This is a genomic window from Kribbella sp. (genome assembly GCF_035655035.1).
Classification (GTDB): Bacteria; Actinomycetota; Actinomycetes; order Propionibacteriales; family Kribbellaceae; genus Kribbella.
In genome coordinates this window covers 1-9,364 of record NZ_DASRVN010000347.1, presented here as the reverse complement: position 1 = coordinate 9,364, position 9,364 = coordinate 1, and the positions used below count along the sequence as shown (strand labels likewise).

Sequence of the window (9,364 nt, the reverse complement as noted above, 5' to 3'; positions counted from 1 at the left end):
TCGTCACCAGCACGCCGAGCCCGTGCGTACCGACCCGGTCCAGAAGAGTTTCCGTCATACCGCAACCTTAGGAGCTCAACCGTTCTTGAAGGCAAGGAACGGTTTCGCCTCGGCGAGCCACCGGTCCGGGGCGTGGGTGTGGCTGCGGTGGCCGGCTTCGATCGTGGTGATTGTTGCCTGGGGCATCGTGCTGGCGAGGAGGCGGAAGCGGGTCTGGTCGAGGTGGCTCTTCGGGCCGCCGGCCAGGATGAGAGTGGGGGCGGTGACGGCGGGCAGGCCGGACCACCAGGTCGGGTTCGGTCGGCGGAGGTCGGTGATGACGTCGGGGAGCAGCGTGGGGTCGCAGCGGCGGCGGGCCAGCCAGCCGGAGGCGAGCAGGGCGAGGCGCGGGAGTTCGCTAGTGGTCGGGGCGCCGTCGGCGGTGGTGCGTGGAGGGATCGGGATCTCCTCGAGCACGAGGCGATCGACGCGGTCGGGCTGGGCGACGGCGACGGCGCTGGCCACGAACGCGCCGAGCGAGTTCCCGATCAGCGTGATCCGGCCGAGGCCGTCGAGGTCGCGCAGTACCTCATCGCGGAAGTCGTCGAGGCGGTACGGGCGACGTCGGGGCGCGGTGCCGTGGCCGAGCAGCGCAGGGCAGTGCACGCGGTACCCGAGCGCCTCGAACCCGGGCACGAAACGGTCCCACGTCTCCGGGCCGCTGGTGCCGGCATGCAGACACACCAGATCCTTCATGTATCAGTCCTACTCACCAGAAGTACGCCGGCCACCACCACGACCAGCCCGGCAATCCTTGGTCGTTCACGCAGTACGAACGCACCGATCAGGGCACCTAGTGCGACGTTCAGCGTCCGGCCGACCGCGACGGTGCTGACCGACGCGAACGACAGCGCGACCAGCACCAGTCCGTAGCTGGCCGGCATCAGCACGGCGATCGGCAACGCCTGCCGCCAATGGGTCAGGACCTCGCGGCGGTTCCGGAGGATCGGCGCGAGCAGTACTACTTGCGCGACGTTGCCCACCGCGAGGTACGTCAGCAGATCGACGTGCAGGTGTGTGACTGCGAATCCGTCCCACAACGTGTAGGCCGCGGTGCAGGCGGCGACCAGCAGGCCGAGCCCTACGCCGCGTGTCGAGTGCAGGCGGTCCAGCATCAGTACGCCGGTGAGCGTGAGCGCCGCGCCCGCGAGTACCTGCGGACGGGGGAGCGTCGCGAGGGTCACCAGCACTGGTGCGGCGCCGCGGCTGACTGGATACACGGCGGTGAAGTCGCTGCGGGAGTACGCCTTCTGCAGGGTGACGGCGTACGTGGTGTGGAGCGCCATGCTCACCAGCCCGGCCCACGCAGACGGGCCTGGTCCGCGGGCCAAGAGGACGAGTGAGACCGGCAGCGTCAGCAGGCCGCACAACCAGACGAACGCTGGTCCGCCGAGCCCGCCGCGCTTGAGCAGCAGGTTCCACGCCGCATGACAGCCGGCGGAAGCCGTCAGCAGCCCGAGTGCGATCACGTAGACAGTGTCTACACGACAATGGTAGACGCTGTCTACAGAGGACCTCTCGTGGACGTCAACCCATCAGAGGCGGCGGGTGGGTCTTGGCAGCTGTAAGTGGAACGCGGCGCCGGGGGTGCCGTCGGCGCGGTTGGTGACGGTCAGGGTGCCGCCGTGGGCTTCGGCGATGCCGCGGGCGATGGCCAGGCCGAGGCCGGCGCCTTTGCTGTGCGGGCCGTGGACGAGGCGGGAGAAGATCCGCTCGCGGGCTTCGGGCGGTACGCCGGGGCCGTCGTCCTCCACCAGTACGCCGGTCTCCGCGACGGTGATCCGGATGGCGTGCGCGCCGGCCTGGCGGGCGTTGTCGACCAGGTTGGTCAGGACCTGGGTGAGCCGGTCCTCGTCGGCGGTGACGGTCGCGGTGCCGTGGACCTCGACGGCCACCTCGGGTGCGACCAGGCGGAGCCGGGCCGCCTGGGCGTCGGCGAGCTTGCGCAGTTCGACGGGCGCCAACTGGAGCTGGAGCCCGGAGTCGATCCGGCTGAGCTCGAGAAGATCCGCCACCAGCGTCCCCGCCCGCCGCGACTCACGAACGAGCAAGAGCTCGAGCTCCTCACGCTGCTCGACAGTCGCGCGAGGCCCAAGCTGAATCAACGCCTCAGCCGCCGTCTGCAACCCGGCCACCGGCGTCCGCAACTCATGCGCCGCATCCCCGACAAACTCCCGCATCCGCTCCTCCGACCGCCGCGCAACCTGCTCGGAAGCCCGCGCCGCCTCCTCCGAGACCCGCGCGACCTCCTCGGACTCCCGCGCCGCCCCCTCCGCCTGCCGCGCGGTCTCCGCGGACCGCCGTGCTGCTGCCTCGGCGGTGCGTGCGAGCCCCTCCGCGCGCCGCGCCGTCCGCTCCGCGCCCTCCAGTGCGTCGAGCATCTCGTCGAAGGCCACGGCGGTGCGGCCTAGCTCTGTGTCCGACCGTTCCGGTTGCAGGCGGCCGCCGCGGCGGCCGGCGGCAATTGAGCGGGCGAGGGCGGTCATCGTGTCGAGAGGTGCGAGCGCGAAGCGCATGCCGATCGCCAGCGCGAGGGCGGTGATGAGGATCGCCGCGAGACCGGACAGCAGCAGCACGGTCCGCAGCCGCGCGCTCGCGCCGGCGAGGAGTGACGTGTCAGCGGTCAGTACCAGCTCGGCGCCCTTCGTCTGCTGCCCGGCTTGCAACGTCGCGTGTACCTGCCGCACCGTCCCGTCGGCCTCGATCGGCGGTGCACCGAACTGCCGCCCGTTCCGCAGCGTCAGCGTCACCCGCACCCCGTTCGCCTCGACCCGGCGAACCAAGTTGCCCGGAGCAACGTTCTGGCGCGCGAGCTGCTGCGCCAGCTGCGCCCGCCCGGTCAGCAACGAGTTCAGGCTCCGTCCGGCCTGCGCGTCGAACACCGCCTTCACCGTCAGCCCGGTGACCGGCAGCACCACCAGCAGTACTGCGATCGCGGTCAACGTCACGCGAGCACGCAGCGACAGGTTCACGATCGCAACACGTACCCCGACCCCCGCACCGTATGCAGCAGCCGCGGGCCGTGCGCCTCCAGCTTGCGCCGCAGACCGCTCACGTACACCTCGACCAGATTGTCCGCGTAGTCGTCGTACCCCCAGACCGCGGTCAGCAGTTGCGTCTTGCCGACGACCTTCTCCGCACGCCCGGCCAGGAACGCGAGCAGCTTGAACTCCGTCGCCGTCAGCTCGATCTCCGCCCCGCCCCGCCGGACCGCGCGCGCCTCGACGTCCACCTCCAGGTCGCCGACCGCGAGAACGCTCCGCAGCCGCCCCATCCGCCGCAGCACCGCCTCCACCCGCGCGATCAGCTCCGCGAGTACGAACGGCTTGACCACGTAGTCGTCGGCCCCGGTCCGCAGCCCGTGCAGGCGGTCGTCGACGCCGTCGCGGGCGGTCAGCAGGATCACGCCGGCGTTCGAGGTCTCACGGGCGACCGTCAGCAGCTCGAACCCGTCCCGCCCGGGCAGCATCACGTCGAGCAGCACCAGATCCGGGCGGTACTCCGCGAGCTCCCGCTCGAAGCCGGCACCGTCGGCCCGGGTACGGACGTCGTGCCCGGCCTCGGTCAGCGCGATCCCGACCGCGGTCCGGATCGGCTCGGCGTCCTCGACGACCAGTACGCGCGGCCTCATCCGGCCATCCTCGCACCGCCCGCGGGGTCCGGGCCGAAACCCTCAGCACATCCTCAGCAACGGTCCCGTCACGCTCCGTGTCTCGCGAATCGAGACCCCCGGTTCGACGTGCCGGGGGAGTTGTGCATAAACTCGCAGGCATCATGCGGCACCAGCTTCTCCTCCTTCGCTGCCGCGGCGAGGCCTGACAAGGCCGGTTCCTCGCCGCGGAGTTCTGTCGTACGCCGGTCGTCCCGCACGACACCCGTACTTCCGAGGAGAACCACCGTGGCACCGAAGAACCAGCCCCAGCCTGTGCAGCAGCCGTCCGGTATGCCGATCCACCGCTACCGCGCGTTCCCGCCGATCGACCTGCCGGACCGCACCTGGCCGGCCAAGTCCGTCGACCACACGCCGCGCTGGCTGTCCACCGACCTCCGCGACGGCAACCAGGCGCTGGTCGAGCCGATGTCGCCGGCCCGCAAGCGGCGGATGTTCGACCTGCTGGTGACGATGGGCTACAAGGAGATCGAGGTCGGTTTCCCGAGCGCCAGCCAGTACGACTTCGACTTCGTCCGGAGCCTGATCGAGGACGACGTGATCCCGGACGACGTGACGATCTCGGTGCTGACCCAGGCCCGCGAGGAGCTGATCGAGCGCACCGTCCAGTCGCTGCAGGGCTCGCCGAAGGCGACCATCCACCTGTACAACGCGACCGCGCCGCTGTTCCGCCGGGTGGTGTTCAACGTCGACAAGGCCGAGTGCCGCAACATCGCGGTCCGCGGCACCGAGACCGTGATGAAGTACGCCGACGAGATCCTCGGCGACTGCGAGTTCGGGTACCAGTACAGCCCGGAGATCTTCACCGGCACCGAGCTGGAGTTCGCGCTCGAGGTGTGCGAGGCGGTCAGTGACGTCTGGCAGCCCGCCGCGGGCCGCGAGATCATCCTGAACCTGCCGGCCACCGTCGAGATGTGCACCCCGAACGTGTACGCCGACCAGATCGAGTGGTTCAGCCGGCACCTGACCCGCCGCGAGCACAGCGCGATCAGCCTGCACCCGCACAACGACCGCGGTACGGCGGTGGCCGCGACCGAGCTGGCGCTGATGGCCGGAGCGGACCGGGTCGAGGGCTGCCTGTTCGGCCACGGCGAGCGGACCGGCAACGTCGACCTGGTGACGCTGGGGATGAACCTGTTCAGCCAGGGCATCGACCCGCAGATCGACTTCTCCGACATCGACGAGATCCGCCGTACGGTCGAGTACTGCACGCAGATGCGCGTCCCCGAGCGGCAGCCGTACGCCGGTGACCTGGTCTACACCGCTTTCTCCGGGTCGCACCAGGACGCGATCAAGAAGGGCCTGGAGGCGCTCGACAAGCAGGCCGCGGCCGAGGGCAGGCCGGTCGGCGAGATCACCTGGGAGGCGCCGTACCTGCCGATCGACCCGAAGGACGTCGGCCGCAGCTACGAGGCCGTGATCCGGGTCAACTCGCAGTCCGGCAAGGGCGGCGTCGCGTACATCATGAAGTCCGAGCACCGGCTCGACCTGCCGCGCCGGTTGCAGATCGAGTTCAGCCGGGTGATCCAGCAGCACACCGACAGCGAGGGCGGCGAGGTCGGTCCGCAGGTGATGTGGGACATCTTCGCGGCCGAGTACCTTGCCCCCGGCAAGCTGTCGCTGCTGAGCGTGAACTCGACCTCCGGCGAGGGTCACGGCGACCAGCTCCGGGTTCAGGTCTATGCCAATGGTGTGCCCCACGAGTTGGTTGGTGAGGGCAACGGTCCGGTGTCGGCGTTCGTGGACGCGCTGCAGCCGCTGAAGTACGACGTCCGGGTGCTGGACTACCACGAGCACGCGCTCTCGGCCGGCGGTGACGCGCTGGCCGCGGCGTACGTCGAGTGCGAGGTCGGCGACGAGGTGTTCTGGGGCGTCGGCCGGGATGCCAACATTCTCACTGCTTCGCTGAAGGCCGTCGTCTCGGCCGTCAACCGCGCCACTCGCTGACAAACCTCACCAGGTGCCCGCCTCCGTCGTCGGAGGCGGGCATTTCCTGTACTCCCCGGTACCGTTGCGTCACGGTCCGCAACGTTGTCTCAACGTTGCCTACCGATTGCCTCAAGTCGTTGACTCGGTGACTGAGGTTGCGCACACTAGCGTCACTATGCGCAGATCCTTGCAAGACAGTGTTACTAAGTCTTAGCTGAGAGGGTCTGCGACACCGACTTTCCCTGGTAGTCGCGTGGAGGTGAGCAGTGAGTGGTGCGGTCGATACGTCCGCGGCGGAACTGATCGAAGGTCCCGCCGTCGAACCGAGACCTTCGGCCGTACGGCGGTTCGTCAACGCCTGGCTGGTGCGGAGACTGTTCAAGGCGGTCCTGACGGTCTTCATCGTCACGACCGGGACGTTCTTCCTGGTCCGATTGTTACCCGGTAACCCGGTCGACACCTATATCCAGACGCAGATCGCGCAGACGGGTATCTCGTACGAGGCGGCGGCGGCGCAGGCGAAGAACCTGTTCTCGCTGGACCCGAACGAGCCGGTGATCGCGCAGTACTTCCACTACATGGTCAACATGCTGCACGGCGACTTCGGCAACTCGTTGCTGTCGCCGGGCACCACGGTCGCCTCGGTGATCAAGACCTACCTGCCGTGGACGCTGTTCTCGGTCGGGGTGGCGACGGTGTTCAGCTTCGTCATCGGGATCGTGGCCGGGATGATCATGGCCTACCGCCGGGAGACCTGGATCGATCACCTGCTGACCTCGATCGGCTCGGTGCTGCACGCGATCCCGAACTACATCCTGGCGATCCTGATCGTGGTCTTCCTCGGCGTGAAGCTGCAGGTCTTCGACCTGACCCAGGCCCGCGGCTCGTACACGCCGGGCGTCACGCCCTCGTTCAGCCTCAGCTTCCTGAACGACATCTTCTACCACGCGATGCTGCCGATCCTGGCCTACGCGCTGACCACGGTCGGCTCCTGGGCGCTGGTGATGAAGTCGTCGACGGTGGAGACCCTCGGCGAGGACTACGTGACCGTGGCCCGGGCGCGCGGCCTGTCGGACTCCCGGATCCGGTCCGGGTACGTCGGGCGGAACGCCGTACTGCCGCTGTTCAGCCAGCTCGCGGTGTCGCTCGGGTTCGTGGTCGGCGGCTCGATCTTTGTCGAGCGGATCTTCGGCTACCAGGGCATCGGGTTCAGCCTGTACAACGCCGTCAACGGCCGCGACTACGCCGTACTGCAAGGCATCTTCCTGGTCGTGACGATCTCGGTGGTGGTGGCCAACCTGCTGGCCGACGTGCTGTACAGCCAGCTGGATCCGCGGATCCGGGTCCAGGGCAAGGGCAAGGGGTGACGAGATGACCGAGGCTTCCATCCCCGTCGCCGCGATCGGTACGCCGGGCGTCTCCCGGTTCGCCGGCATCCTGCGGTCGTTGCGCCGCAGCCCCGCCGGGTTCATCGGGTTCCTGATCGTCGCGCTGATGGTGCTGATCACCGCGATCGTGCCGTTCTTCCTCCCGGACGTGTCGCCGAACGTCAAGGAGATCCTGCTCCCGTCGGGTTCGCCCGGGCACTTGCTCGGCACCGACAACGAGGGCAAGGACGTGCTGATCCAGATGATCGGCGGCGGCCGGACGGTGATCTTCGTCGGCTTCTTCGCGGCCGCGATCTCGACCGTGCTGGCGATCGTGCTCGGCTCGCTGGCCGCCTACCTCGGCGGCTGGGTCGACTCGGTCGTGGTCACGCTCGCCGACGTCTTCCTGACGGTCCCGCAGATCGTCCTGCTCGCGGTGCTCGGCGCGTTCTTCAAGCTGGACTCGCCGATCCTGCTCGCGCTGCTGGTCGGCGGCCTGTCCTGGCCGGTGCTGACCCGGGCCGTCCGGGCCCAGGTGTTCTCGCTGAAGGAGCGCGAGTTCGTCGAGGCGGCCCGGCTGCTCGACCTCGGCACCGCCCGGGTGGTGTTCGTCGAGATCCTGCCGAACATGGCCAGCTTCATCCTGATGAACTTCATGATCGGCGTCACCAACGCGATCTACCAGCTGGTCGGCCTGTACCTGCTCGGTCTCGCCCCGCTGACCGGCTCCAACTGGGGCATCATGCTCAACCGCGCCTGGATTGCCGGCGCGATCTTCAACGACGCGAGCCTGGGCTGGATCCTCAGCCCGATCGTCGCGATCGTCCTGCTGCTGGTCGGATTGGTGATGATGACGCGATCCCTCGAAGAGATCCTCAACCCGCGGCTGCGGGACCGGTGATCGCGATGACTACTTCGAGCACTCGTGCGAAACGTGGCGGCGAAGGAAAGCCGCTGCTGTCGGTCCGCGACTTCAAGGTCGAGTACCGGACCGGTGCCGGTGCGACCGTTCAGGCGGTCCGCGGCGTGGACCTCGACCTCTACCCGGGCGAAAGCCTCGCGCTGGTGGGGGAGAGCGGCTGCGGCAAGACGACGTTCGGGCTCGGGCTGCTGCGGTTGCTGCCGCGGCTCGGGCACGCCAGCGGCAAGGTCACGTTCAACCGCGGCGACGGTACCGAGATCGACATCCTCGGGCTGGACGGCCGGGACCTGCGGGACTTCCGCTGGCGGGACGCGGCGATGGTGTTCCAGGGCGCGATGAACGCGTTCAACCCGGTGCTGAAGATCCGCGCGCACATGCACGACACGATGCGGGCGCACACCAAGGCGAACAAGCAGGAGATCGAGGACCGGGCCGGCGAACTGCTCCGGCTGGTCCGGCTGGAGCCGTCGCGGGTGATGGACAGCTACCCGCACGAGCTCTCCGGCGGTATGCGCCAGCGGGTGCTGATCGCGATGAGCCTGCTGCTCGAGCCCGAGGTCCTGATCCTCGACGAGCCGACCACCGCGCTCGACATCCTCACCCAGCGGTCCGTGGTCGACGTGCTGCACGAGGTCCGGGACCGGCTCGGGTTCTCGATGATCTTCATCTCGCACGACCTGTCGCTGGCCGCCGAGCTCGCGGACCGGGTGGCCACCATGTACGCCGGACGCATCATCGAGACCGGTGGCGTCCGGGACATGTTCTACCGCCCGCGGCACCCGTACACCCTCGGCCTGATCAAGGCGGTACCGCCGATCGTCGGCGACCTGCCCGACATGGAGTCGATCCCGGGCGGCCCGCCGAGCCTGGCCGCGCTGCCCGCGGGCTGCACGTTCGCGCCGCGCTGCAAGTACGCGACAGAGGAGTGCAACGCGACGGATCCGCCGCTGACGCCGATCACCGACGAGCCGGGCGACGCGCACGAGGCGGCCTGTATCCACGTGAAGGACGTGCACCTCGAGCGTGAGGTGCGGAGCGAGAACCTGGGGACGGCATCATGAGCGCACTCGAGAAGTCCCCGGAGCAGTCCGCCGAGCAGGGCGCGCCGCTGATCACGCTCGGCGGGGTCAGCCAGGTGTTCGACACCAAGGCCGGCCCGATCCGGGCGGTCGACGGCATCGACCTGTCGATCAACCCCGGCGAGGTGCTCTGCCTGGTCGGCGAGAGCGGATCGGGGAAGACCACCGCGGCCCGGATGGCGGCCGGTCTGGCCCGGCCGAGCAGCGGGAAGGTCGGGTTCGACGGCACCGACATCTGGTCGATGAAGCGCGGCGACTTCACCACGTTCCGGCGCAGCGTGCAGTACGTGCACCAGGACCCGTACGCGTCGCTGAACCCGACGCGGACGATCCAGCAGACCCTCACCGCGCCGCTGCT

Annotated in this window: 9 protein-coding genes; 5 read left to right on the top strand and 4 right to left on the bottom strand. The window is 69.0% G+C overall.

Annotated elements, in window-relative coordinates; all coding sequences use genetic code 11:
* Positions 1-75 precede the first annotated feature (75 nt).
* From VFF46_RS19390 to VFF46_RS19375, 4 genes are all read right to left on the bottom strand, one after another.
* The gene (locus VFF46_RS19390) at positions 76-735 is read right to left on the bottom strand and encodes an alpha/beta hydrolase (protein ID WP_325038562.1); all 660 of its coding nucleotides are present in this window, start codon (positions 733-735) and stop codon (positions 76-78) included.
* Positions 732-1,508, bottom strand: coding sequence for an EamA family transporter (locus tag VFF46_RS19385; RefSeq protein ID WP_325038561.1), 777 nt, complete (start codon positions 1,506-1,508; stop codon positions 732-734). Before VFF46_RS19385 ends, VFF46_RS19390 begins: the two co-directional genes overlap by 4 nt.
* Positions 1,509-1,574: 66 nt before the next feature.
* Entirely contained in the window at positions 1,575-3,011 is a 1,437-nt protein-coding gene (locus tag VFF46_RS19380; RefSeq protein ID WP_325038560.1) for a sensor histidine kinase, read from the bottom strand.
* A complete protein-coding gene (locus VFF46_RS19375; RefSeq protein WP_325038559.1) occupies positions 3,008-3,670 on the bottom strand; it encodes a response regulator transcription factor in 663 nt (220 codons plus the stop codon). Before VFF46_RS19375 ends, VFF46_RS19380 begins: the two co-directional genes overlap by 4 nt.
* A 312-nt stretch (positions 3,671-3,982) precedes the next feature.
* On the opposite strand from VFF46_RS19375, the gene leuA reads away from it, so the two are divergent.
* The 5 genes from leuA to VFF46_RS19350 all read left to right on the top strand — a co-directional run.
* Complete coding sequence (gene leuA, locus VFF46_RS19370) at positions 3,983-5,656, top strand: 2-isopropylmalate synthase (RefSeq protein ID WP_325038563.1); 1,674 nt, start codon at positions 3,983-3,985, stop codon at positions 5,654-5,656.
* Positions 5,657-5,904: 248 nt separating this feature from the next.
* The gene (locus VFF46_RS19365; protein WP_325038558.1) at positions 5,905-7,005 is read left to right on the top strand and encodes an ABC transporter permease; all 1,101 of its coding nucleotides are present in this window, start codon (positions 5,905-5,907) and stop codon (positions 7,003-7,005) included.
* Between the two features lie 4 nt (positions 7,006-7,009).
* On the top strand, positions 7,010-7,906 hold the full coding sequence (locus VFF46_RS19360; protein ID WP_325038557.1) for an ABC transporter permease: 897 nt from the start codon (positions 7,010-7,012) through the stop codon (positions 7,904-7,906).
* A gap of 5 nt (positions 7,907-7,911) precedes the next feature.
* Positions 7,912-8,988 (top strand): ABC transporter ATP-binding protein, encoded by a 1,077-nt coding sequence (locus VFF46_RS19355; RefSeq protein WP_325038556.1) that lies wholly within the window; start codon positions 7,912-7,914, stop codon positions 8,986-8,988.
* On the top strand, positions 8,985-9,364 hold a 380-nt coding region (locus VFF46_RS19350; RefSeq protein WP_325038555.1), incomplete at its 3' end, for an ATP-binding cassette domain-containing protein. The genes VFF46_RS19355 and VFF46_RS19350, both read left to right, overlap by 4 nt.

What these genes read in the sequence shown, in the direction of transcription:
- VFF46_RS19355 (WP_325038556.1), top strand. Translation starts at nt 7,912, where the DNA reads ATGACTACTTCGAGCACTCGTGCGAAACGTGGCGGCGAAGGAAAGCCG.
- VFF46_RS19390 (WP_325038562.1), bottom strand. Translation starts at nt 735, where the DNA reads ATGAAGGATCTGGTGTGTCTGCATGCCGGCACCAGCGGCCCGGAGACG.
- VFF46_RS19375 (WP_325038559.1), bottom strand. Translation starts at nt 3,670, where the DNA reads ATGAGGCCGCGCGTACTGGTCGTCGAGGACGCCGAGCCGATCCGGACC.
- VFF46_RS19360 (WP_325038557.1), top strand. Translation starts at nt 7,010, where the DNA reads ATGACCGAGGCTTCCATCCCCGTCGCCGCGATCGGTACGCCGGGCGTC.
- leuA (WP_325038563.1), top strand. Translation starts at nt 3,983, where the DNA reads ATGCCGATCCACCGCTACCGCGCGTTCCCGCCGATCGACCTGCCGGAC.